General features: G+C 66.6%; 20 protein-coding genes and 1 tRNA gene. 12 read left to right on the top strand and 9 right to left on the bottom strand.

All coding sequences use genetic code 11. The annotated features are described in order from the left end of the window. Nucleotides 1-9 precede the first annotated feature (9 nt). Together ACP156_RS02385 and ACP156_RS02380 are read right to left on the bottom strand one after the other, a co-directional pair. Entirely contained in the window at nt 10-1,422 is a 1,413-nt protein-coding gene (locus ACP156_RS02385) for a mannose-1-phosphate guanylyltransferase/mannose-6-phosphate isomerase (RefSeq protein ID WP_425049684.1), read from the bottom strand. Between the two features lie 124 nt (nt 1,423-1,546). Next, nucleotides 1,547-1,903 (bottom strand): MarR family winged helix-turn-helix transcriptional regulator, encoded by a 357-nt coding sequence (locus ACP156_RS02380; RefSeq protein WP_425049683.1) that lies wholly within the window; start codon nt 1,901-1,903, stop codon nt 1,547-1,549. Between ACP156_RS02380 and ACP156_RS02375 the strand changes: the two genes are divergently transcribed. The 7 genes from ACP156_RS02375 to ACP156_RS02345 all read left to right on the top strand — a co-directional run bounded on the left by ACP156_RS02375 (nt 1,892) and on the right by ACP156_RS02345 (nt 11,752). Further along, entirely contained in the window at nt 1,892-2,032 is a 141-nt protein-coding gene (locus ACP156_RS02375; protein WP_425049682.1) for a hypothetical protein, read from the top strand. The genes ACP156_RS02380 and ACP156_RS02375 overlap by 12 nt on opposite strands. 194 nt (nt 2,033-2,226) lie before the next feature. Beyond that, the gene (locus tag ACP156_RS02370) at nt 2,227-3,453 is read left to right on the top strand and encodes an efflux RND transporter periplasmic adaptor subunit (protein ID WP_425049681.1); all 1,227 of its coding nucleotides are present in this window, start codon (nt 2,227-2,229) and stop codon (nt 3,451-3,453) included. 6 nt (nt 3,454-3,459) lie between these two features. After that, nucleotides 3,460-6,567 carry a multidrug efflux RND transporter permease subunit gene (locus tag ACP156_RS02365; protein ID WP_425049680.1) on the top strand — a complete coding sequence of 1,036 codons (3,108 nt, stop codon included), beginning with the start codon at nt 3,460-3,462 and terminating at the stop codon, nt 6,565-6,567. A 2-nt stretch (nt 6,568-6,569) separates the two neighbouring features. Beyond that, nucleotides 6,570-7,934 (top strand): efflux transporter outer membrane subunit, encoded by a 1,365-nt coding sequence (locus ACP156_RS02360; protein ID WP_425049679.1) that lies wholly within the window; start codon nt 6,570-6,572, stop codon nt 7,932-7,934. Between the two features lie 152 nt (nt 7,935-8,086). Continuing rightward, nucleotides 8,087-9,766: a formate--tetrahydrofolate ligase gene (locus ACP156_RS02355; RefSeq protein WP_425049678.1), complete on the top strand. Its 1,680-nt coding sequence runs from the start codon at nt 8,087-8,089 to the stop codon at nt 9,764-9,766. Between the two features lie 115 nt (nt 9,767-9,881). Further along, nucleotides 9,882-10,703, top strand: coding sequence for an SDR family NAD(P)-dependent oxidoreductase (locus tag ACP156_RS02350; RefSeq protein WP_425049677.1), 822 nt, complete (start codon nt 9,882-9,884; stop codon nt 10,701-10,703). An 86-nt stretch (nt 10,704-10,789) separates the two neighbouring features. Further along, the gene (locus tag ACP156_RS02345) at nt 10,790-11,752 is read left to right on the top strand and encodes an aldo/keto reductase (RefSeq protein WP_425049676.1); all 963 of its coding nucleotides are present in this window, start codon (nt 10,790-10,792) and stop codon (nt 11,750-11,752) included. 105 nt (nt 11,753-11,857) lie between these two features. On the opposite strand, the gene fdhF is transcribed toward ACP156_RS02345, so the two are convergent. The 5 genes from fdhF to ACP156_RS02320 form a co-directional block, all read right to left on the bottom strand. Next, a complete protein-coding gene (fdhF, locus tag ACP156_RS02340) occupies nt 11,858-14,632 on the bottom strand; it encodes a formate dehydrogenase subunit alpha (protein WP_425049675.1) in 2,775 nt (924 codons plus the stop codon). A gap of 49 nt (nt 14,633-14,681) precedes the next feature. Beyond that, the gene (locus ACP156_RS02335; RefSeq protein WP_425049674.1) at nt 14,682-15,050 is read right to left on the bottom strand and encodes a VOC family protein; all 369 of its coding nucleotides are present in this window, start codon (nt 15,048-15,050) and stop codon (nt 14,682-14,684) included. Next, nucleotides 15,047-16,741, bottom strand: a complete 1,695-nt coding sequence (locus ACP156_RS02330) for an NAD(P)H-dependent oxidoreductase subunit E (RefSeq protein ID WP_425049672.1) — start codon at nt 16,739-16,741, stop codon at nt 15,047-15,049. The genes ACP156_RS02335 and ACP156_RS02330 overlap by 4 nt, the downstream gene beginning before the upstream one ends. A gap of 225 nt (nt 16,742-16,966) precedes the next feature. Continuing rightward, nucleotides 16,967-17,170: a hypothetical protein gene (locus ACP156_RS02325; RefSeq protein WP_425049671.1), complete on the bottom strand. Its 204-nt coding sequence runs from the start codon at nt 17,168-17,170 to the stop codon at nt 16,967-16,969. Between the two features lie 166 nt (nt 17,171-17,336). Next, nucleotides 17,337-17,420, bottom strand: a tRNA-Tyr gene (locus tag ACP156_RS02320). Nucleotides 17,421-17,511: 91 nt separating this feature from the next. Here ACP156_RS02320 and rlmB point away from each other — a divergent pair. Both rlmB and ACP156_RS02310 read left to right on the top strand, forming a co-directional pair. Further along, a complete protein-coding gene (gene rlmB, locus ACP156_RS02315; protein ID WP_425049670.1) occupies nt 17,512-18,288 on the top strand; it encodes a 23S rRNA (guanosine(2251)-2'-O)-methyltransferase RlmB in 777 nt (258 codons plus the stop codon). A gap of 448 nt (nt 18,289-18,736) precedes the next feature. After that, nucleotides 18,737-19,210 (top strand): CoA-binding protein, encoded by a 474-nt coding sequence (locus tag ACP156_RS02310; protein ID WP_425049669.1) that lies wholly within the window; start codon nt 18,737-18,739, stop codon nt 19,208-19,210. A gap of 16 nt (nt 19,211-19,226) precedes the next feature. Here the strand turns inward: ACP156_RS02310 and ACP156_RS02305 are convergent, their stop codons facing one another. Beyond that, a complete protein-coding gene (locus ACP156_RS02305; RefSeq protein ID WP_425049668.1) occupies nt 19,227-19,625 on the bottom strand; it encodes a DUF2147 domain-containing protein in 399 nt (132 codons plus the stop codon). A gap of 198 nt (nt 19,626-19,823) precedes the next feature. Between ACP156_RS02305 and hisA the strand changes: the two genes are divergently transcribed. The 3 genes from hisA to ACP156_RS02290 are packed head-to-tail and all read left to right on the top strand — an operon-like array spanning nt 19,824 to nt 21,226. Continuing rightward, nucleotides 19,824-20,546 (top strand): 1-(5-phosphoribosyl)-5-[(5-phosphoribosylamino)methylideneamino]imidazole-4-carboxamide isomerase, encoded by a 723-nt coding sequence (hisA, locus tag ACP156_RS02300; RefSeq protein WP_425049667.1) that lies wholly within the window; start codon nt 19,824-19,826, stop codon nt 20,544-20,546. A 19-nt stretch (nt 20,547-20,565) separates the two neighbouring features. Next, the gene (locus ACP156_RS02295) at nt 20,566-20,910 is read left to right on the top strand and encodes a hypothetical protein (protein ID WP_425049666.1); all 345 of its coding nucleotides are present in this window, start codon (nt 20,566-20,568) and stop codon (nt 20,908-20,910) included. A gap of 10 nt (nt 20,911-20,920) precedes the next feature. Next, entirely contained in the window at nt 20,921-21,226 is a 306-nt protein-coding gene (locus tag ACP156_RS02290) for a hypothetical protein (protein ID WP_425049665.1), read from the top strand. Here ACP156_RS02290 and ACP156_RS02285 read toward each other — a convergent pair. Then, on the bottom strand, nt 21,208-21,657 hold the full coding sequence (locus ACP156_RS02285; RefSeq protein ID WP_425049664.1) for a DUF302 domain-containing protein: 450 nt from the start codon (nt 21,655-21,657) through the stop codon (nt 21,208-21,210). The two genes, ACP156_RS02290 and ACP156_RS02285, sit on opposite strands and share 19 nt — an antisense overlap. Nucleotides 21,658-21,674: the final 17 nt, after the last annotated feature.

Below are 21,674 nucleotides of genomic sequence, written 5' to 3'. Positions count from 1 at the left end.
CCCCTCTCCTCAGGTCCGTGCGTAGATGTCGTCGTAGCGGGTGATGTCATCCTCGGCGAGGTAACTGCCCGTCTGGATCTCGATCAGCACCATGGGCATCATGCCGGGGTTTGCAAGCCGGTGCTTCTCGCCCAGCGGGACATAGACCGACTGGTTCTCGGTCAGCAGCTTCTCGGTCTCGCCGATTGTGACCTTCGCGGTGCCCTCGACGACGATCCAGTGCTCGGCGCGGTGATGGTGCGATTGCAGCGACAGGGCAGCGCCCGGCTGGACCACGATCCGCTTCACCTGAAACCGGTCGCCACCGACCAGCGTTTCGACAAACCCCCACGGGCGGTGGTCCTTCGGAAAGCTCTCGGCCTGCGCCGCGCCCCGGTCCTTCAGCGCCGCAACGGCGATCTTCACGTCCTGCGCCCGGCTGGCATCGGCCACCAGAACGGCGTCGGGCATCGCTACCGCGACAATGTTCTGCAATCCGATCCCGACCAGCGCCTGTCCCTCGGCCTCGGACCGAAGCAGCGTATCCTCGCAGTCGATCGCCAGCGCGTTGCCCGCCTGTGCGACGCCGGTGTCATCCGCCGTCTCGCGCCAGACCGCGTACCAGTCGCCCAGGTCGGACCAGCGGCCCTCGAAAGGGACGACCGACAGGTTGTCGGCGCGTTCCATCACGGCATAGTCGATAGAGATGTCGTCGGCCCCGTCCCACGCTTCGGGGTCGAGCCGCAGGAAGCCAAGGTCTTCTCGGCCCTTATCGACCGCCGCGCCCACCGGCTCCAGCAGGTCCGGCGCATGGGCACGGAAGGCGTCGAGGATGGTGCGCACCGAGAACAGGAAGATCCCCGCGTTCCACAGAAAACGCCCGGCATCCAGCATGCCCTGCGCCTTCTCCTCGTCCGGCTTCTCGACGAAGCGCACAAGATCCTGCACCCCGCTGCCGCCGGCTTCCGCCAGTTCCAGCCAGCCATAGCCGGTTTCCGGACGGTCCGGCGCGATGCCGAATGTCACCATGCGCCCCGCCGTCGCGGCGGCGGCGCCGGTTTCCAGCACGTCGTGAAACGCCTCTGGTTCAGGGATGACGTGGTCCGACGGCGCGACCAGCATCAGCGCGTCGGGGTCCGTCTTTTCCAGCCACAACGCGGCGGCCAGTACAGCGGGGGCGGTGTTGCGCCCCTCGGGCTCGATCAGGATCGCGCCGGGGTCAATCCCGGCGCCGCCCAGTTGTTCGGTGACGATGAAACGGAACTCGGACGCGGTGACGACCAGCGGCGGCGCGAACCCTTCGCCCGACAAACGCTTGGCAGAGGCCTGAAACAGGCTTTCCCGCCCAAGGAACGGTGCGAACTGCTTCGGGTAGGATTTGCGCGAAAGTGGCCACAGGCGCGTGCCCGAGCCGCCGCAAAGAAGAACGGGGGTAATGGTCAATTCAACTCCATCCCGGAAATCGGTGTCCTGCAGTCCGCGTCGTCATCGAAACCGCCGGTGCCCCGGCGTCGGGAATGACAATAGCCTGCGACCGAAGGGAAACAACCGCCAACCGGGTGGCGCGTCAGAGCAGACCGTCGTAGCGGACGAGCAGCGACAGAAGCGTGTCCAGTTCCTTGCGGGTCAGGCCGGATCGGGCGAAGGCGCGACGCTCTTCCGCCTCGACTTGCCGCAGTGCAACATCGCCCAAAGCGATCCCGGCCTCGGTGATCGCGACCGGTTTCGACCGGCCGTCCTGCGCCCCCTCGGGACGGGTCACAAGGCCCTTCTCCTCAAGCGAGCGCAGCACCTGAGTCATGCCCCCAGACGATATCACCAATGCGTCATACAGCATGGACGGGGTCATCGGCTTGCCGTCCCCTTCGGTTCGAAGGATCATCAAGACCTCGAACTCTGTCGGGTTAAGATCATGTTTTCTCATGATCTTTCGCGCACGTCGCGCGACGACCTGCCCGGTATGCTGTACCACGCCAGCGACCGCGAGCACCTCGTGATCGAGATCCGGCCAGTGGCTTTGCACCCTCAGTTTCCGATCTTCGCCCATCGCTAGGCATTTCTCCCCTTGCCCCGTCGGAGATTCATTTATTATCTTAGAAGAAAGATAAATGCGACGGAAATGTTTCGCTCGCCCGTAGAGACAGACGATCAACGCCGCTGCAGTGCAGCGGCGAACTGCATGCAAGGGGACCCGGTTTGACGGTTTCAGGATTCGACGCGCGGACGCCGCGCGGTAAGGGGCGCGTTGTGCGTCCGATTGCGCGTTTGGCGCAGGTTGCGGCGCTGGTGACGGCGGCATGGGCGGCAACGCCCGCTTTGGCCCAGATGCCGGGGATGGGCGGACCGACGCAGGTCGGCGTTATCGAACTGGAAGAAGCGCGCGTGCCCTACTCCGTCACGCTTCCGGGCCGTGCCGTCGCCTTCGAGGAAACCGACATCCGGCCCCGCGTCGCTGGCGTTATCTCGGAAATCGTGTACGAACCGGGCACCGAGGTGCTGGTCGGCGACGTGCTGTTCCGGATCGAGGGCGACACCTTCGCCGCCGACCTTGCCGCCGCCGAGGCGACCGTCGCCAGTGCCGAAGCGTCGGTCTCTGCCGCCGAGACCACGCTTGCCCGCTACGAGACGCTGTCGGGCACCGGGGTCACCGCAGAGACCGTCGAGAACGCCCGCGTGACGCTGGCGCAGGCCGAGGCGACGCTCAGCTCTGCCCGCGCCGCCCGCGACCTTGCGCAGCTGAACCTCGACCGCACCGAGATCCTAAGCCCGATCAAGGGCATAGCGGACATTTCGAATGTGTCGGTCGGGGCGCTTGTGACCGCCAACCAGACCGACGCGCTGACCACCGTGACGCGCATCAACCCGATCTATGTCGACGTGCAGGAAAGCAGCCGCCGCATCCAGTTGATCCGCGACCGCATCAGCGCCGGCACGCTGGCGCCGGGCGAAGAGCTGGACGTGACGCTGCAACTCGAAACCGGCCTTTCGTACGAGATCCCCGGCAGCCTTGTGACCGGCGGCACTTCGGTCTCGACGACCACCGGCACCACGATCGTCCGCTTCCAGTTCGACAACCCGGATCAGGACATCCTGCCGGGCCAGTTCCTGCGGGTCGACATCACGCTGGGCGACACGCCCGCCATTCTGGTGCCGCAGCGCGCCACCTCGCGCGCCGCCGACGGGACCCTGACCGCCTTTGTGGCGGTGGACGGCGAAGCGGTCGAGCGCACGCTGACCGAAACCGGCGTCTACCAGAACGCGTGGATCGTGACCGAGGGCGTGGCGGACGGCGACATGCTGATCGTGGACGGCCTGACGAACCTGACCGCCGGTGCCGAAGTGCAGACGGTGCCCGTGACGATCTCGGCGGACGGGGTCGTTTCCGACCTCGACACCGCCGACGCGTCGGACGGCGACGCCGATGCCGAGGCGCCCGCCGCGGACGATGCGGAAACTCCGGGCGAGGACGGCTAAGACACCATGGGTACCTTCTTTATCCGACGCCCGGTCTTTGCCTGGGTCGTTTCAATCATGATGATGCTGGCGGGCGCGGCCTCGTTCCTTGGCCTGCCGGTATCGCAATATCCTGACATCGCACCGACCACGGTGCGCGTCTCGGCCACCTATACCGGCGCCACCGCGTCGGCGGTGCTCAACTCGGTGACGCGGGTCATCGAAGAGACCATGACCGGCATCGACGGCATGCTGTACATGACCTCGCAGTCCAGCGAGGGCTCGTCGTCCATTACCATCATCTTCGACGAAAGCGTCGACCCCATCGACGCGCAGAACGAGGTTCAGTCAAGGGTCAGCCGGGTCGAGGGGCAGCTTCCCTCGGCGGTGCAGCAACAGGGCGTGAACGTCTCGCGGTCGGACAGCTCGATCCTTCTGGTCGGCGCCCTGGTCGATACCACCGGCACCTACACCACGCTTCAGCTTGGCGACCTGCTTGACGAGATCGTCGAAGGCGCCATCGAGCGGACCGAGGGCGTGGGCGGCATCAACAGCTTCGGTTCGGGCTATGCCATGCGCGTCTGGCTCGACCCGCTGGCGCTGGTCCGCTACCAGCTGACGCCCGCCGACATCACCGCCGCCGTCGAGGAACAGAACACCACCGTGTCGGTCGGGTCGCTGGGCGATCAGCCCACCTTGGCGGGCCAGCAGTTCACCGCCACCATCACCGCACAAAGCCAGCTGACCACCGTCGAGGAATTCGAGCAGATCCTGCTGAAGACCGAAGAAGACGGCTCTGTCGTGCGACTGGTCGACGTGGCGCGGATCGAGATCGGACAGGAAAGCTACGGCACCGAGTCGCTGTTCAACGGTCAGTCCGCCGCCGGTTTCGGCGTCAACCTCGCCACCGGTGCGAATGCGGTCGAGACGTCCGAGAACGTCCGCGCCACCCTCGACAGCCTCGCCGCCGCGTTCCCGGAAGGCGTCGAGTACCGCATCGCCTATGACACCTCGCCCTTCGTAGAGCTGTCGATCGAACAGGTGGAACACACCCTGATCGAGGCGGTGCTGCTGGTCGTGCTGGTGCTGATCGTCTTCCTGCAATCGTGGCGCGCCACGCTGATCCCGCTGATCACCGTGCCCGTCGTTCTGCTGGGAACGCTGGCGGTGCTGTATGTCGCGGGATACTCGATCAACACGCTGACGATGTTCGCGATGGTGCTTGCCATCGGCCTTCTCGTGGACGACGCCATCGTCGTGGTCGAGAACGTCGAGCGCCTGATGGAAGAGGAAAAGCTCTCCGCGCGCGAGGCGACGGCCAAGTCTATGGGCCAGATCCTGTCGGCGCTGGTCGGCATCAACGTGGTGCTGGCGGCGGTGTTCCTGCCGATGGCGTTCTTCCCCGGCTCGACCGGCGTCATCTATCGACAGTTCTCGCTGACCATGGTCACCGCCATGGCGCTGTCGCTGATTATCGCGATCATCCTGTCGCCACCGATGTCGGCGCAACTTCTGAAGGCGAACCACGGCGAGACGCGTTTCCCGCCAGCGCGGTGGTTCAACAGCGGCATGTCGCGGTTCACCGACTTCTACTCGGGCACCGTCAAGCTGTCGCTGAAGGCGCCCTTCGTGATGATCCTCATCCTTGGCGGCATCCTGTTCGCGGCCTACAGCGCCAACAGCCGGATCACCTCGTCCTTCATCCCGACAGAGGATCAGGGCGTGTTGCTGACCATCGTGAACCTCGACGAGGGCGCGACGTCGCAGCAGACGCGCGCGGTGCTGGAACAGATCAACGCCTACCTTCTCGAGGACGAGGAAGAGGCGGTGGAAAGCACCTTCGCCGCTCTGGGCTTCGGCTTTGGCGGGTCCGGGCAGAACCGCGCCATGGTGTTCGTCAAGCTGCGCGACTTCGAAGAGCGCGGCGACAACCCGGAACTGGCCGCCTCGGCGGTGGCGATGCGCACCAACATGGCGTTCATGAGCAACCGCGCCGGCCAGATCTTCGTGATGCAGCCGCCCGCGATCATGGGCCTTGGCAACACCGGCGGCTTCTCGATGTACCTCGTCGATCAGGGGGCCAACGGCACGGACGCGCTGATCGCTGCCGCCAAGCAGCTGGAAACCGTCGCCGGTCAGGATGACCGGGTGACCAATATCCGGGTCAGCGGGACGGAACAGGAAAGCGCCCTGCGGATCGAGATCGACCAGCAGAAGGCCGAAAGCCTTGGCCTGTCGCTGTCGTCGATTAACGCGATGTTGTCGGTTGTGTTCTCTGGCTCTGAAGTCAACGATTTCGTGCTAGGTGATTCGCTGCGACCGGTCATTGTGCAGGCCGATGCACCCTTCCGGATGCAACCAGACGACGTGTTTGACTGGTATGCGCGCAACACTTCCGGAGAAATGGTACCGTTCTCGGCCTTCGCCACGACCCAGTGGGAGCCGGTTTCCCCGTCTCTTCAACGGTATGAGGCGACCAACGCAATCGAGATCTCCGGCTCGCCCGGAGTCGGCATTTCCACCGGCACCGCGATGGAGGTCATGGAAGAGCTCGTCGAGGGTCTCGACGGGGGCTACAGCGTGGCCTGGACAGGCATCAGTTACCAAGAAAGACAGTCCGGAGACCTTGCCTACGTGCTTTACGGCATCTCGGTTCTGGTGGTGTTTCTGGCCCTCGCCGCGCTCTATGAAAGCTGGTCGATTCCGTTCGCCGTCATGCTGTCCGTACCGGTCGGCGTGATGGGTGCAATGGTGGCCGCGTGGTACTTCGGACAGCAGAATGACGTTTACTTCAAGGTCGGACTGCTCACCACCATCGGGCTTGCAGCACGCAACGCCATCCTTATCGTAGAGTTCGCAGAAACCTTGCGCGGTGAAGGACGCACGGTCAAAGAGGCAGCAATCGAGGCGGCTCGGCTCCGGCTGAGACCCATTTTGATGACAGCATTGGCTTTCATCCTCGGCGTGCTGCCGTTGGCGACCGCTTCTGGCGCGGGGGCTGCGGCGCAGAATGCCATAGGCATCGGCGTAATTGGCGGCATGATCGCCTCGACTTTCCTCGGCATCTTCATGGTGCCGGCGCTGTACGTACTTATCATGCGCCTGACACCCGGCGCGCGGACCAAGGAGGCTTGAACTTGCCCCGTCTGAAACTCACTGCCCTCGCAGTGCCCGCCCTGCTGGCGGCTTGCACGGTCGGTCCGGACTTCAAGTCGCCCGGGATCTCGCTGGCCAACAGCTTCGCCGAGGGCACCTATGCGCCCATCGGCGACGCCGCGGCCCAACAGTGGTGGCTCCAGTTCAACGACAAGATGCTGAACCAGCTTGTCGCCGCCGCGATGCGCCAGAACCTCGACGTGCGAACCGCGCTGGCCCGCATCGACGAGGCGCAGGCCGCCGCACGCGCCACCGGCCTTCCGGGCCTGCTGTCGGGCGGTGTCACCGGCGGCTGGACCCGGCAGGGCGGCGACGGCGTCGCCATCACCGAGACCCGCAGCGTCGGCTTCAACCCGTCGATCATCATCGACCTGTTCGGCAGCGAGCAGCGCCAGCGCGAAGCCGCCCTGGCCAGCTTGCGCTCGGCCGAGCTCAGCGTCGGCACCGCGCGGCTTGCGGTGCTGTCCGCTCTGGTCTCTGCCTACCTCGACCTGCGGTACTACCAGCAGGCGCTTGCCCTGACCCGTGGCACCATCGCCAGCCAGGCCGAGACGCTTGAACTGGTGCGCGGACAGTTCGGCGCCGGTGCGTCGACCCAGTTGGACGTGGCGCAGGCGGAAGCCGCCTACAACCAGGCCCGCGCGAACCTGCCGGGGCTGGAAAGCGGCTATTACAGCGCGCTCTATTCCATCGCCACGCTGCTGGCGGTGCCGGTGCAGTCGATCCAGACCCAGCTTCAGGCGGGTGGCCGCCAGCCGAACGTCTATTCGGGCGCTGGCGCGGGCATCCCCGCCGACCTGCTGCGGAATCGCCCCGACGTCCGCTCTGCCGAGCAGGACTATGCCGCCGCCGTCGCCCGCGTGGGCGTGAACGAGGCGGCGCTGTATCCGTCGCTGTCGCTGGGCGGCAACGTCGGCATCACCAACGGCGCCAACAGCTGGAGCTTCGGGCCCTCGATCTCGATCCCGGTGCTGAACATGCCGGTCCTGCTGGCCAACCGCGATCAGGCCATTGCACAGGCCGAACAGGCGCGGCTGACATGGCGCGCATCGGTGCTGGGTGCGGTCGAAGAAGTCCAAAGCTCGCAGTCGGCCTACAGCCGGGCGCGGCGCGAGGTGTCGGCGCTTCAGGGCTCGGTAACCTCCTACGCCCGCGTTGTGGACCTGTCGCAGCAGACCTACGACGCCGGTGCGACCACCCTTCTCGACCTGCTGACCGGCCAGCGCTCGCTTGCCTCGGCGCAGCTGTCGCTGGCGGCGTCGGTCCGCGACATGGCCGCGAACTGGGCCGCGTTGCAGGTGGCGGCCGGCCGCGGCTGGGCCATCGTGCCGCCGCCCCACAACTGATCCGCCACGAGATCCGACAGTCAAAGCCCCGGCCACCGCGCCGGGGCTTTTTCTTTACGGATGAATCCGATCCCGCGGGTCGACCGGTCGCCTTCGGTCGCGCTATGATGCCGGGCCGGCAGGAGGAGGCCGGCGCAATCAGCGGAGAGTTCATGCCCGAGTTCGCGTCCGATATCGAGATCGCCCGTGCCGCCCGGAAGAAGCCGATACAGGAGATCGGCGCCCGCCTTGGCATCCCGCCAGAGCACCTTCTGCCCTACGGCCACGACAAGGCAAAGGTCGGGCAGGAGTTCATCTCGGGGCTGAAAGACCGGCCCGACGGCCACCTGATCCTTGTGACCGCGGTGAACCCGACCCCGGCGGGCGAAGGCAAGACGACGACCACCGTGGGCCTTGGCGACGGTCTGGCCGCCATCGGCAAGAACACCGCGATCTGTATCCGAGAGGCCAGCCTTGGCCCCTGCTTCGGCATGAAGGGCGGCGCGGCGGGCGGTGGCTTTGCACAGGTGGTGCCGATGGAGGACATGAACCTTCACTTCACCGGCGACTTCCACGCCATCACCTCGGCCCACAACCTGTTGGCGGCGATGCTGGACAACCACGTCTACTGGGGAAACGCGCTGGACATCGACGTCCGCCGTGTGGCGTTCCGGCGGGTGATGGACATGAACGACCGGGCCCTGCGGCAGATCGTGGCCTCGCTCGGCGGCGTCGCGAACGGCTTCCCGCGCGAGGCGGGCTTCGACATAACCGTGGCTTCAGAGGTCATGGCGATCCTGTGCCTCGCCACCGATCTGGCGGACCTCGAGCGGCGGCTGGGCGACATCATCGTGGCATGGCGCCGCGACCGCACGCCGGTCTATGCCCGCGACCTGAAGGCCGAGGGCGCGATGACCGTGCTGCTGAAAGACGCGATGCAGCCGAACCTCGTGCAGACGCTGGAAAACACGCCCGCCTTCGTACACGGCGGCCCGTTCGCGAATATCGCGCACGGCTGCAACTCGGTGATGGCGACCACCACCGCGCTGAAGCTCGCCGACTACGTGGTGACCGAGGCGGGCTTCGGCGCCGATCTGGGGGCCGAGAAGTTCTTCGACATCAAGTGCCGCAAGGCCGGGCTGAAGCCCGCAGCGGCTGTCGTGGTCGCCACCGTCCGGGCGTTGAAGATGAACGGCGGCGTGGCGAAGCAGGACCTTGGCGCCGAAAACGTGGACGCAGTGCGCGCGGGCTGCGCCAACCTTGGCCGGCATCTGGAAAACGTCGGCAAGTTCGGCGTCCCCGCCGTAGTGGCGATCAACCACTTCACCGGCGACACCGAGGCCGAGATCGCCGCCGTGAAAGAGCATGTGGCGTCCCTTGGCGCGAAAGCAATCCTCTGCCGCCACTGGGCCGACGGCTCTGCCGGGATCACCGAACTGGCGCAGGAAGTCGTGACGCTGGCCGAGGGCGGCAGCGCCGATTTCGCTCCGCTCTACCCCGACGAGATGCCCCTGTTCGAGAAGATCGAGACAGTGGCGAAGTCGATCTACCACGCGGGCGAGGTCATCGCAGACCGCAAGGTGCGCGAACAGTTGAAGGACTGGGAAGCGCAGGGCTATGGCGCCCTGCCGGTCTGCATGGCCAAGACGCAGTACTCGTTCTCGACCGACCCGAACCTGCGCGGCGCGCCCGAAGGGCACGACCTGCCGGTGCGCGAGGTGCGCCTGTCGGCGGGCGCGGGCTTTGTCGTCGCGATCTGCGGAGAGATCATGACGATGCCGGGCCTGCCCCGCACGCCCTCGGCCGAGAGCATCCGCCTCAACGACGCCGGAGCGGTCGAGGGGCTGTTCTAGCCCCCGCCCGTGCTGCCGCCGGGTAAGCGGGGGCACGGGTTGCAGACACCATTAAATTCCGAAACACCTGACAGGCCGGATCGCGGCCGAAGGACGAAGGACGAAGGGGACAGACATGACGAAACCGTTTCTGAACGAGGGCGCCGTCGCCGTCATCACCGGCGCGGCCTCGGGCATCGGACGCGCAGCCGCCGTGGCCTTCGCCGGGCGCGGCATGAAGGTCGTCATGGTCGACGCCGATGGCGAGATGCTTGCCGACGCGGTCGACCGCGTGTCCGGCATTGCGGGCGAGGACAACGTAATGAACCGCGTGATCGACGTGTCCGACGTACACGCGATGACCGACCTGTCCGACGCCGTGTTCGACCGCTTCGGTCGCGTCGACCTGCTGATGAGCAACGCCGCGATGCGCGTGGCCGGCGGCAGCGACGAAAGCCTGCACGAATGGCGCCGCACGATGGACGTCAACTTCTGGGCCGCCGTCTATGCCGAACGGGCCTTCCTGCCCCGGATGCAGGAGAACGGGACCGAGGGTGCCATCGTCAACACCGGCTCGAAGCAGGGCATTACCAACCCGCCGGGTAATCTTGTCTACAACGTCACCAAGTCGGCTCTGAAGACCTATACAGAGGGCCTGCAGCACGTTCTGCGCAACACGGAAGGCTGCAAGATCTCGGCGCATCTGCTGGTGCCCGGCTTCACCACCACGGGCACCCGCACCCACAAGCCCGAGGCATGGCTGCCCGAGCAGGTGGTCGAGCGGATGATCGGCGCGCTGGAAGCGGACGACTTCTACATCATCTGCGAGGACGGCGAGGTCACCGCCGACATGGACGCCAAGCGGATGCGCTGGGCGGCCGGCGACATGATCGAGAACCGCCCCGCCCTGTCGCGCTGGCACCCGGACTGGGCCGACGCGTTCAACTCTGCCGACTGACACCCCGGCCCACAGTTTTCTTTACCTTCGTGTCCGGGCCGGCCTGCGCCGCGCCCCGACCGCCCCCGTTTGCAAGGAGATACAGCATGAAAACCGTACAGATCCGCGACACCGGGCTTTCGGTGACCGACATTTGCTTTGGGACCTCGGCGCTGGGCAACATGCCCGACACCTATGGCTACGCGGTGGACGAGGACCGCGCCCGCGACACGCTGAGGGCGATCTTCGACGGGCCCGCGAATTTTCTCGACACCTCGCGCGCCTACGGGCTTGGCGAAAGCGAGCGCCGTATCGGTGCGGTGATCCGCGAGATGGGCGGCCTGCCCGAGGGTTTCGTACTGTCCACCAAGCTGGACCGCGACATGGAGACCGGCCGCTTCGACGCCGCCCGCGCCCGCGCCTCGCTGGAAGAAAGCCTTGAGGTGCTGGGGCTGGACAGTATCCCCGTCCTGCACCTGCACGACCCCGAACACGCTCGCGACCTTGACGAGATCACCCGCGACGGCGGCGCGATGGACGAGCTGTTCAAGATGAAGGAAGAGGGTCTGGCGCAGGCCGTGGGCCTTGCGATGGGCCGCATCGACGTGATGTTTCCGCTGCTGAAGGCGTACCCCTTCGACACGCTGATCTCGCACAACCGCTTCACCCTGCTGAACCGCGCGGCGGACGAGATGTTCACCTATGCCGACGCGCAGGGCATGGCGGTGCTGAACGCGGCGCCCTATGCCTCGGGCGTGCTGGCCAAGGGCAGCGCCGAGATGCCGATGATCACCTACCAGAAAGCCGACGACGCGGCGCTCGCCCCGGTGCGGCGGATCGAAGAGGTCTGCGCGGCGCAAGGGATCGCGACCGGCCCGGTGGCGCTGCAATTCTCGATGCGCGACCCGCGCGTCGCCTCGACCGTGATCGGCGTATCGAAGCCCGAGCGCGTGGCGCAGACGCTGGAATGGGCGTCCGTCGAGGTCCCCGATCAGGTCTGGGACGCGCTGGAAGAGCTGCCGTATTCCGTCGAGGACCCGGAAGCGAACCGGGATTACAAACCGGGCTGAGCGCCGGAAAGGCCCACAAAGGGTCAGGGCGGGGGCGCTGCCCCCGTCACCTTCGGTGACTCCCCCGAGGTATTTCGGAAGAGAAGAAGCAGGAAGGCGCGCGCCCTACTCCGCGGCTTCGGCGACCTTTTCCGCACGGACGGCCGAGAACTTGAACTCGGGGATCTTGCCGTAGGGATCGAGCGACGGGTTGGTCAGGATGTTCGCTGCCGCCTCGACATAGGCGAAGGGCAGGAACACGTTGTCGGGCGCGACGGCGCGGTCTTCGCGGACCATGACGACCAGCGTGCCGCGGCGGGTGGTCAGGCGGACCATGCCGCCCGCCTCGATCCCGAGGCTGCGAAGCGTCGACGGGTGCATCGAGCAGTTCGCCTCGGGCTCGACCGCATCCAGCACCGTGGCGCGCCGGGTCATCGAGCCGGTGTGCCAGTGTTCCAGCTGGCGGCCCGTGATCAGCACCATCGGATAGTCGGTGTCGGGCAGCTCGTCCGGCGGTACCACGTTCGCGGGCGTGAACCGGGCGCGGCCGCCGGCGCGGGGGAAACCATCGCCGAACACGATGGGCTGCCCCGGATCTTCGGGGGTAAGCGACGGGTAGGTCACCGCCTCGGCCTCCAGACGGTCCCACGTGATGTTGTCGAAGGACTTCATCGAACGCTTCATCTCGGCGAAGACCTCGCGCGGGTGGGCGTAGGTCCACGGCAGGCCCAGCCGCTTCGCCAGTTCGACCTCGATCCACCAGTCCTCGCGCGCGTCGCCGGGCGGCGGCACCGCCGGGCGGCCCATCTGGACCTGACGGTTGGTGTTGGTGACGGTGCCGGTCTTCTCGGGCCATGCGGCGGCGGGCAGGATGACGTCGGCATAGTTCGCCGTTTCCGTTAGGAAGATGTCCTGCACCACGAGGTGTTCCAGCTTCGCCAGCGCGTCGCGGGCATGTTCGACGTCAGGGTCGGACATCGCCGGGTTCTCGCCGAGGATATACATGCCGCGGATGTCGCCCGCGTGGATCGCGTCCATGATCTCGACCACGGTCAGGCCCTTGTCGGGGCTGAACTCGGAGCCCCACAGGTCTCGGAACAGCGAGCGGACGCCGTCGTCGCCCACCGGCGCGTAATCGGGCAGGAACATCGGGATCAGCCCCGCGTCCGACGCGCCCTGCACGTTGTTTTGCCCCCGAAGCGGGTGCAGCCCGGTGCCGGGGCGCCCGACATGGCCGCACATCAGCGCAAGGCTGATCAGGCAGCGCGAGTTGTCGGTGCCGTGGATGTGCTGGCTGACCCCCATGCCCCAGAAGATCATGCCCGCCCGCGCGGTGGCGAAGGTGCGGGCCACGTCGCGCAGGGTCTCGGCGGGGATGCCGCAGACCTCGGCCATCTTCTCGGGCGGGAAGGCCTTCAGGTGATCCTTCATCGCGTCGAAATTCTCGGTGAAGCCAGCGATGTACTGATCGTCGTACAGCTTCTCTTCGACGATCACATGCATGATCGCGTTCAGCATCGCCACGTCGGCGCCGGGCTTGAACTGCAGCATGTGGGACGCGAAGCGGCGCAGGCCGACGCCACGCGGATCCATCACGATCAGCTTGCCGCCCCGCTTTGAGAACTGCTTGAAGAAGGTGGCCGCGACGGGATGGTTCTCGATCGGGTTGGCGCCGATGACGATGGCGACGTCGGCATTCTCGATCTCGTTGAACGTGGCCGTCACCGCCGCCGAGCCCACGTTCTCCATCAGAGCCGACACCGACGAGGCGTGGCACAGGCGGGTGCAGTGGTCGACGTTGTTGTGGCCAAAGCCCTGCCGGATCAGCTTTTGGAACAGGTAGGCTTCCTCGTTCGAGCACTTGGCCGACCCGAAACCCGCCACCCGGGTGCCCGCGTCGTCGCGCAGCTTCGCCAGCCCCCCGGCGGCGCGGTCCAGCGCCTCGTCCCATGTCGCCTCGCGGAAATGCGCCTGCCAGTTGGCGGGGTCGACGTTCAGCCCCTTGGCGGGCGCGTCGTCGCGACGGACCAAAGGCCTGGTCAGGCGGTGCGGGTGGTGGATGTAGTCAAAGCCGAAGCGGCCCTTGACGCACAGACGCCCCTCGTTCGCGGGGCCATCGACACCGTCGACGTATTTCACCTTGTCGTCCTTGATCTTGAATGACAACTGGCAGCCGACGCCGCAATAGGGGCAGACCGATTTGACCTCGCGGTCATAGTCGGCGCTGTCGCCCTGCTGCGCCTCGTCCAGAACGGTGGCGGGCATCAGCGCGCCGGTCGGGCAGGCCTGCACGCATTCACCGCAGGCGACGCAGGTCGAGGCGCCCATGTCATCGGACTGGTCGAACACGATGCGGGCGTCGTGGCCGCGCCCCGCCATGCCGATCACGTCGTTGACCTGAACCTCGCGGCAGGCGCGGACGCACAGGTTGCAGTGGATGCAGGCGTCGAGATTCACGCGCATGGCGACGTGGCTGTCGTCCAGCAGCGGCACGCGGTCGGGCTCGATCCGGGGAAAGCGGCTGTCGGTGATATCCTGCGCGGCGGCCATGTCATGCAGGTGCGACGAGCGGTCGTGCGGCGCCTCGGGCTGGTCGGCGACCAGAAGCTCCATCACCATCCGGCGCGATCTCACCGCGCGGTCGCTGGCGGAATTGACCACCATGCCGTCGGTCGCCTCGCGGATGCACGAAGCGGCCAGCGTGCGCTCGCCCTCGACCTCGACCATGCAGGCGCGGCAGTTGCCGTCGGGGCGATAGCCGGGCACGGGCTTGTGGCACAGATGCGGGATGGTCAGGCCCCGGCCATGGGCGGCATCCCAGATGGTCGTGCCCTGCGGAACGGTGATCTCGTCGCCGTCGAGGGTGAAAGTCACCGTCTTCGTCTGGCTTCCGTCGGGCATGATCAGTCGTCCTTGGTGGCGGCGTTCGGGTGAAGTGGCGCGAGGGCGGTCATCGGTGCTGGTCCACGAGGATGACATTCCCGTCCGGGTCGGTCAGCATCAGGCTGGCCGGGCCGCTTTCGGACTGCACCTCGGGTTCTGGCACCAGACCGCGCGCCTTCATCTCGGCCTGAAGATCGCGGATGTCGGTGTAGCTGTCCGCGTCGGTGGCGTCTTGGGTCCAGCCGGGGTTGAAGGTCAGGATATTGGTCGGGAACATATCCTGAAACAGGCCGATCACGGTGTCGCCATTGCGAAGGATCAGCCAGTTCTGGGCCGCGTCGCCGCCCATCTCGGTGAACCCCAGCTTCTCGTAGAAGGCCCGCGAGGCGGCGATGTCCTTCACCGCAAGCGAGACGGAAAACGCGCCAAGGTTCATTGGCCGACCTCCTTCGGGAAATGCTTCATCACCAGCCGGATCGGGTTCGGCGCCGCCTGCCCCAGCCCGCAGATCGAGGCGTCCGTCATCACCTGGCACAGGTCTTCCAGCAGTTCGCCGTCCCACGCGTCGGCCTGCATCAGCTTGACCGCCTTCTCGCAGCCGACGCGGCAGGGCGTGCACTGGCCGCAGCTTTCATCCTCGAAGAACCGCAGCATGTTCAGCGCGGCGTCCTTCGCGCTGTCGTGGTCCGACAGGATCACCACCGCCGCCGAGCCGATGAAGGTGCCGTGCGGCTGCAGCGTGTCGAAGTCCAAAGGCACGTCGTCCATCGACGCGGGCAGCAGGCCCGAGGACGGACCGCCCGGCTGGAACGCCTTGAACACGTGGCCGTCCATCATGCCGCCTGCCGCGTCGATGATGTCGAGGATCGTGGATCCGGCGGGCAGCAGGTAGACGCCCGGCGTCTTCACCCGGCCCGACACCGAATAGTTGCGATAACCGCTGCGCCCGTTCAGTTCGACGCCGTTCAGGATGTCCGGCCCCTCGCGGCAGATCATCGCGACCCAGTGCAGCGTCTCAACGTTGTGGACCAGCGTGGGGCGGCCGAAGATGCCGTTCTGCGCGACATAGGGCGGACGGTGACGCGGCAGGCCCCGGTTGCCCTCGATCGACTCGATCATCGCGGACTCCTCGCCGCAGATATAGGCCCCCGCCCCGCGCCGCAGCTCGATGTACCCCGCCGAGACCAGCCCGGCCGCCTCCAGCGCCGCGATCTCGTGGCGGAGGATCTCCAGCACCGCCGGGTATTCGTCGCGCATGTAGATGAAGCAGCGTTCCGCCTCGACGGCGGCGGCGGCGATCAGCATGCCTTCCAGCATCACGTGGGGTTCGCGTTCGAGGTGGACGCGGTCCTTGAACGTGCCCGGTTCGCCCTCGTCCCCGTTCACCGCCAGATACCGAGGGCCGGCCGCCGCGCGCACGAAGCCCCACTTGCGCCCCGAGGGAAAGCCCGCGCCGCCCATGCCGCGCAGCCCCGCCTCTTCCAGCGCGTCCTGCACCGCTTCCCAGTCCGCATCGCGGCGCAGGCGTTCCAGTTCGGCATAGCCGCCGTGGTGGCGATAAGCCGCAAGGCCCTGATAATCGGGCACATGCGCGTGGGTGTCGCCCGCCGCAATGGCGGCGTGGACCTTTTCGGGCGTGGCGTTGGCGATGTGGTTGTGCCCCAGTTCCAGCGCGGGCGCGGTATCGCAGCGGCCCATGCAGGGCGCGCGCAGCACGCGCACCTCGGCGGGGTCAAGCCCGTCTTCCAGCGCCTTGCGCAGCGCCCCGGCCCCGGCGATCTCGCACGACAGCGAGTCGCAGACCCGGATCGTCAGCGCGGGCGGCGGAGTCTCGCCTTCGTGTACAACGTCGAAATGGGCGTAGAAGGTCGCGACTTCGTAGATCTCGGCCTGCGCCAGCCGCATCTCGTCCGCCAGCGCGCGGATATGGGCGGCGGAGAGGTGGCCGTAGGCGTCCTGTATCAGGTGAAGGAACTCGATCAGCAGGTCGCGCCGGCGCGGACGGTCGCCCAGCAGCGCCTGAACCTCGGCCAGCGCAACGTCGTCCACCTGACGCCCCTTCGGCGTGCGGCGGCCCTTGCCACGGCCCGATTTCCAGACACCCTTTCGTTCGTCCAGAGGCGCCATGCCCATCCTCCCATGATACGGGCCGGAAAATGGCATCGCCGCCCCGCGCCGTCAAACGCAAATCCGCGACCGCAAGGAAACTAAATTTCCCGACAGGAAACCGAGATCACTTCGTCCGCCTGCGCCGTTGATACGCGCGCCCGTCTTTTCTCAGCGGATCACAGACGGCGCTTTCCGGGCCAACTGCGACACGGCGGCCCCGCTCAACGCAATGTGACCGCGCGCCTAGTACCAGTCGGGCTGATAGTAGTCGCCCGAAGACACGCGAACGAACACCGGCCCGCATCTCTGCCCCACGGACACGCCGGTGCGCACACCACCGCTGCCGAGGTTCACGTTCACGTTCGCCTTTGGATTTGGCGCGCATTTCTCGCACCCGGCAAGCGCGGTGCCCGCGAGCAGCATGAATACCAAGATCAATCTACGCATGAATAAAGTCTCCCCCGGTCCGGCCAGCCCCATGCGGCGCGAAGGTAGGGTCAGACTAGGCGCGAAGCCGTCGATCCCGCAAGGCGTCAGCCTGCCGCAACGACACGAAGATCACGAAGCAAGGCACGCGTGGCGCGCACCGCTCGTACTCTGAAAAGAGGGGGAGTGGTGGGCGACCCTGGAATCGAACCAGGCATGGGTCTCCCCGGCGGAGTTACAGTCCGCTGCCGCACCTTGCAGCACGTCGCCCGACGCGACGCGTTGATTATCCGTAGCACTTTTGGACGTCAACCGTTAAATCCCCGCAGAACCAGGATGCCGTAACCGGAAGGCGCGCAGCGATGAAAAAGCCCAAGTGGGTTATCGAAAAGGAACGTGGCAAGCGGGCTGCGGCGGCGGAAACCGTTTGGCTGTTCGGTCTGCATGCCGTGCGTGACGCGCTGATGAATCCCCGGCGCGAGAAGCTGCAACTGGTGCTGACCAAGAACGCCGCCGACCGGCTGGGCGACGCCGTGGCCGAAGGGCCCGAGCCCGAGATCGCGGACCCGCGCAAGTTCCCCGCCCCGCTCGACCCCGGCTCGGTCCATCAGGGCGCCGCCTTGGAGGTGCGACCGCTGGACTGGGGGCCGATGGGCGACCTGTGCCACGCCCCGCCGGGCGAGGCGCCGTCGGTGGTGCTGCTGGACCGGGTGACAGACCCGCACAACGTGGGCGCCATCCTGCGCTCGGCCGAGGTGTTCGGCGCGCGGGCGGTGATCGCCCCCGCCCGCCACTCGGCGCCGGAAACCGGTGCGCTGGCGAAAACCGCCTCGGGCGCGCTGGAACGGCAGCCTTACCTGCGGGTGCAGAACCTGTCGCGCGCGATGGAGGAACTGCGCGAGATGGGCTATCGCCTGCTGGGTCTGGACGGCGAGGCCGACGTGACGCTGGAAGGCGGTCTTGCGGGCGCTTCGGCGGATCCGGTCGGGCTGGTGCTGGGCGCCGAGGGGCCGGGCCTGCGCGAGAAGACCCGAGACACCTGCGACACCCTTGTGCGCATCGACTATGCCGGGCCGTTCGGGTCGCTGAACGTATCGAACGCGGCTGCGGTGGCCCTGTACGCGGCGACGCGGCGCTAATACTCCGAACCCATGCGTGAGTCGCCTTAAAGCTGCGAATCCAAAGCTCAATTCCCGGCACAAACAGGGGTTTGCCGATTTTTTGAGCGGATTTCCGCGCATGCAAAGGGATTTTCGCTCAACCGCAGCATGAAGCGTCGAAACGATTCGGAGAACGGTTCGCCCCGCGCAAGCACCTGAAAACCCTTCAATTGAAGGGTCCGCATCTTCAAAAGCCAAGAAAACAACGGAAATAGTCACCTATCGGTAACGCCGATATTACGTGACCTTTAAAACCGTCGGTGCAATTATATCTAACAGAGTGAGCGTGGGATCGGAACATCCACGCGTCACTTCACTGTCCCTCGTTCCGTGACTCGCGCCCGGCCCATTGTGGCCCGGGCGCTTTTTTATGCCGCTCCGGGACCTCCCGTGCCATACCGAAGCCGACCCCTATGGTAAAGGACCGATGACCTATTCCGACGCATTCCTTCGCGACGTGTTGCACAGAACCAAGACCATCGCCTGCGTGGGCGTGTCTCCGGATCCCGTTCGTCCCAGCCACTTCGTGGGCCGCTACCTGTCGCTGAAGGGCTACCGGGTGATCCCGGTCAACCCCAAGGCCGCCGGCACCCGTCTGTTCGGCGAAACGGTGGTGCCCGACCTCGCCGCGATCCCGGCAGAGGCGCGGGTCGACATGGTGGACATTTTCCGCAGATCCGAAGCGGTGCCCGAGATCCTTGACGAGGCGCTGGCGCACCTGCCCCACCTCAAGACCGTCTGGATGCAGATCGGGGTCGAACATGCTGAAGCCGCCGCCCGCGCCGAAGCGCAGGGGCTGACGGTGATCCAGAACCGCTGCCCGAAGATCGAGCATCAGCGTCTGTTCGGCGAATTGCGCAAGGCCGGGTTCAATACCGGGGTCATCTCGTCGAAGCTGTGACCCGGCCCGTCGGGCCTCAGTTCGTCAGGGTCCGCAGCCAGGTCTGGGTGTCGCAGTCGCCCACGGTGTTGCAGACCTTGACCTCCATGCGGTTGCCGGTGGCGATCAGAATGGTCGGATACTGGTTGCGCATCACGGGAACGTACATGTTCCCCTTGCCCCAGCCCTCGGCGCTGCGGACGTTCCAGATGATCCGCCGGCCGACGTTGGGCGACCCGCTGGGCTTGCCGTTCTTGTCGACGGACGCGATCAGCGTGCCGCACAGGCGGTTGCCGCAGGGATAGATCCGGACATAGCCGGTCTGGTCCTTTGCATCACGCTCGGTCTGCCAGACGCCCAGCAGGGTTTCCCCAGCCGAGGCCGCACCGGCGACAGAGATCATCAGGCCGGCAATGAATAGTACAAATCTTGTCATCTTGTGCTGCTCCGCTATGCCCCGAGCCATATTCCTTGGCTCTATGCGACATACTCTGGCGCATGACGTCGCGTCGGGCAAGCTTCAAGGGCGCGCGGCGACCGCCCCGCCCGCCCGGCGCGGCAATAATGCATGCTTGGCAATCGGCGGACGGGGTGGCAAAGACCCGGCGGTACAGACCCAGCCGGAGCCAGACCCATGATCCTTTATCCCGCCATCGACCTGAAGGACGGCCAGTGCGTGCGGCTTCTGCGCGGCGAGATGGATGCGGCGACGGTGTTCGGCGACGATCCGGCGGCGCAGGCGAAAAGCTTTGTCGAAGCCGGATGCAAATGGCTGCACCTCGTCGACCTGAACGGCGCTTTCGCGGGCCGCCCGGTCAACGGAGCGGCGGTCGAGGCGATCCTTGCCGCCGTGGACGTGCCGGTCCAGCTGGGCGGCGGCATCCGCGACATGGCCACGATCGAGGGCTGGCTGGACAAGGGCGTCAGCCGCGTGATCCTCGGCACCGTCGCGGTCGAGAACCCGGACCTTGTGCGCGAGGCCGCGGCGGCCTTCCCGGGCAAGGTCGCGGTGGGCATCGACGCCCGCAACGGCCGCGTCGCGACGAAGGGCTGGGCGGAAGAGACCGACGTGATGGTCACCGACCTTGCAAAGCAGTTCGAAGACGCAGGCGTCGCCGCGATCATCTACACCGACATCGACCGTGATGGCGCGATGCAGGGGCCAAACGTCGCCGCGACGGCGGCGCTGGGGAACGCGGTGCGCATCCCGGTCATCGCCTCGGGCGGCGTGTCGTCCATCGACGACCTCGTGGCGCTGCGCGACTGCGGTGCGCCGCTGGACGGCGCGATCTCGGGCCGGGCGCTATACGACGGCGCAATTGACCTGTCGGAGGCGCTGCGCGTAGTTTCGGCCTGACCCGACCGGAGGTCGCAACGTGCTGAACGACCTGCTCCTTTCCTTCTTCTTCGGCATGCCCGCCGTCGTTGCGCCTTTCCTTGCCGCCGATCTGAAAAACCCGGCCTCGCGCCTGATCATGTTCTGGGGCGGCATCTTCTTCACGGTCCTCGTGGCGATCGTCGTGATCCCGATGCTGTTGTGCGACGGGTCGATCACCGGCGCCTATTCCAACTGCTTCGGCGGCGCGGGGCTGGGGTCCGCCTTCACCGCCGCGCAGCCGGTCATCCGCGCATCGGCCTTCGCCTACATCATGGCCGGCCCGCCGCTGGCGATCCTCGCCTACCTGCTGGAGTGGCTCTACCGGCGCCAGCACGCGGCCTGAGGGCATCGGCATGAGGTGGGTTCACCGCATCTTCGCCTTCCTCACCATCGGCCCGTGGGTCGTGTGGCTGGGCTGGATCGCGCTGGCGCTGGGACTTGGCTATTTCGGCGGCTGCCGCATCGACGAGGGCGGCATCCATCCCTGCACCGTCGCGGGCCGCGAGGTCGGAGAGCTCGCCTATACCGCCGGGTTCTGGGCGGCGTGGGGCGTGTTGCTGATCGGGCCGTTCTCTTTCGCCGTGGGGCTGACGTGGGCGATGACAGCCTTCGTCGCCGCCCGCATCCGCCGCCGCCGCCGTCAGCCGCCCGCGGCCTGAGCCGTCAGCTTTTCCAGCGCGCCCGCGATCGGAGCGACATAGGCCGCGTCATCATCGCCGCCCGCATCCTCCAGCATCTCGCCCACGTCCTGATAGGCCAGCCAGACCGCGCCCTCGGCATCCTCGTAGGCCAGCACCCGCAGCGGCAGCTTCAGCCCGGCCATCGGTGCGTCCTTGATCGCCGGGGTCCCCAACTTTGGATTGCCGAAGATCAGCAGTTCCATGTCCGGCAGGCTGTCACCCACGATCTGCGCCCCGCCCGCGTGATCGACCCGCGCGAAGACCAGCGCCCCAGCGCCCTCGACCGCCACCACAAGACGGTTCATCACCTCGGCCACCGTACCCTCGGCCGGAACCTTCACGAAATCATCCTCGGCCAGCGCCGGTGCAGCAGCAGTCACCAGCGCAAGAGCGGCAAGAAAACCCCTCATCGCAAACTCCTTTCCCT

Source organism: Psychromarinibacter sp. S121, assembly GCF_049801035.1.
Taxonomy (GTDB): Bacteria; Pseudomonadota; Alphaproteobacteria; order Rhodobacterales; family Rhodobacteraceae; genus Psychromarinibacter.
The sequence above is the reverse complement of the archived record's forward strand: the minus strand, read 5'-3'. Positions and strand labels throughout refer to the sequence as shown.

Coding starts and splice junctions, on each gene's coding strand:
- ACP156_RS02350 (WP_425049677.1), top strand. CDS start 9,882: ATGACGAAACCGTTTCTGAACGAGGGCGCCGTCGCCGTCATCACCGGC.
- ACP156_RS02325 (WP_425049671.1), bottom strand. CDS start 17,170: ATGCGTAGATTGATCTTGGTATTCATGCTGCTCGCGGGCACCGCGCTT.
- ACP156_RS02375 (WP_425049682.1), top strand. CDS start 1,892: ATGTTTTCTCATGATCTTTCGCGCACGTCGCGCGACGACCTGCCCGGT.
- ACP156_RS02310 (WP_425049669.1), top strand. CDS start 18,737: ATGACCTATTCCGACGCATTCCTTCGCGACGTGTTGCACAGAACCAAG.
- ACP156_RS02365 (WP_425049680.1), top strand. CDS start 3,460: ATGGGTACCTTCTTTATCCGACGCCCGGTCTTTGCCTGGGTCGTTTCA.
- ACP156_RS02290 (WP_425049665.1), top strand. CDS start 20,921: ATGAGGTGGGTTCACCGCATCTTCGCCTTCCTCACCATCGGCCCGTGG.
- ACP156_RS02355 (WP_425049678.1), top strand. CDS start 8,087: ATGCCCGAGTTCGCGTCCGATATCGAGATCGCCCGTGCCGCCCGGAAG.
- ACP156_RS02335 (WP_425049674.1), bottom strand. CDS start 15,050: ATGAACCTTGGCGCGTTTTCCGTCTCGCTTGCGGTGAAGGACATCGCC.
- rlmB (WP_425049670.1), top strand. CDS start 17,512: ATGAAAAAGCCCAAGTGGGTTATCGAAAAGGAACGTGGCAAGCGGGCT.
- hisA (WP_425049667.1), top strand. CDS start 19,824: ATGATCCTTTATCCCGCCATCGACCTGAAGGACGGCCAGTGCGTGCGG.
- ACP156_RS02345 (WP_425049676.1), top strand. CDS start 10,790: ATGAAAACCGTACAGATCCGCGACACCGGGCTTTCGGTGACCGACATT.
- ACP156_RS02380 (WP_425049683.1), bottom strand. CDS start 1,903: ATGAGAAAACATGATCTTAACCCGACAGAGTTCGAGGTCTTGATGATC.
- ACP156_RS02330 (WP_425049672.1), bottom strand. CDS start 16,741: ATGGCGCCTCTGGACGAACGAAAGGGTGTCTGGAAATCGGGCCGTGGC.
- fdhF (WP_425049675.1), bottom strand. CDS start 14,632: ATGCCCGACGGAAGCCAGACGAAGACGGTGACTTTCACCCTCGACGGC.
- ACP156_RS02285 (WP_425049664.1), bottom strand. CDS start 21,657: ATGAGGGGTTTTCTTGCCGCTCTTGCGCTGGTGACTGCTGCTGCACCG.
- ACP156_RS02305 (WP_425049668.1), bottom strand. CDS start 19,625: ATGACAAGATTTGTACTATTCATTGCCGGCCTGATGATCTCTGTCGCC.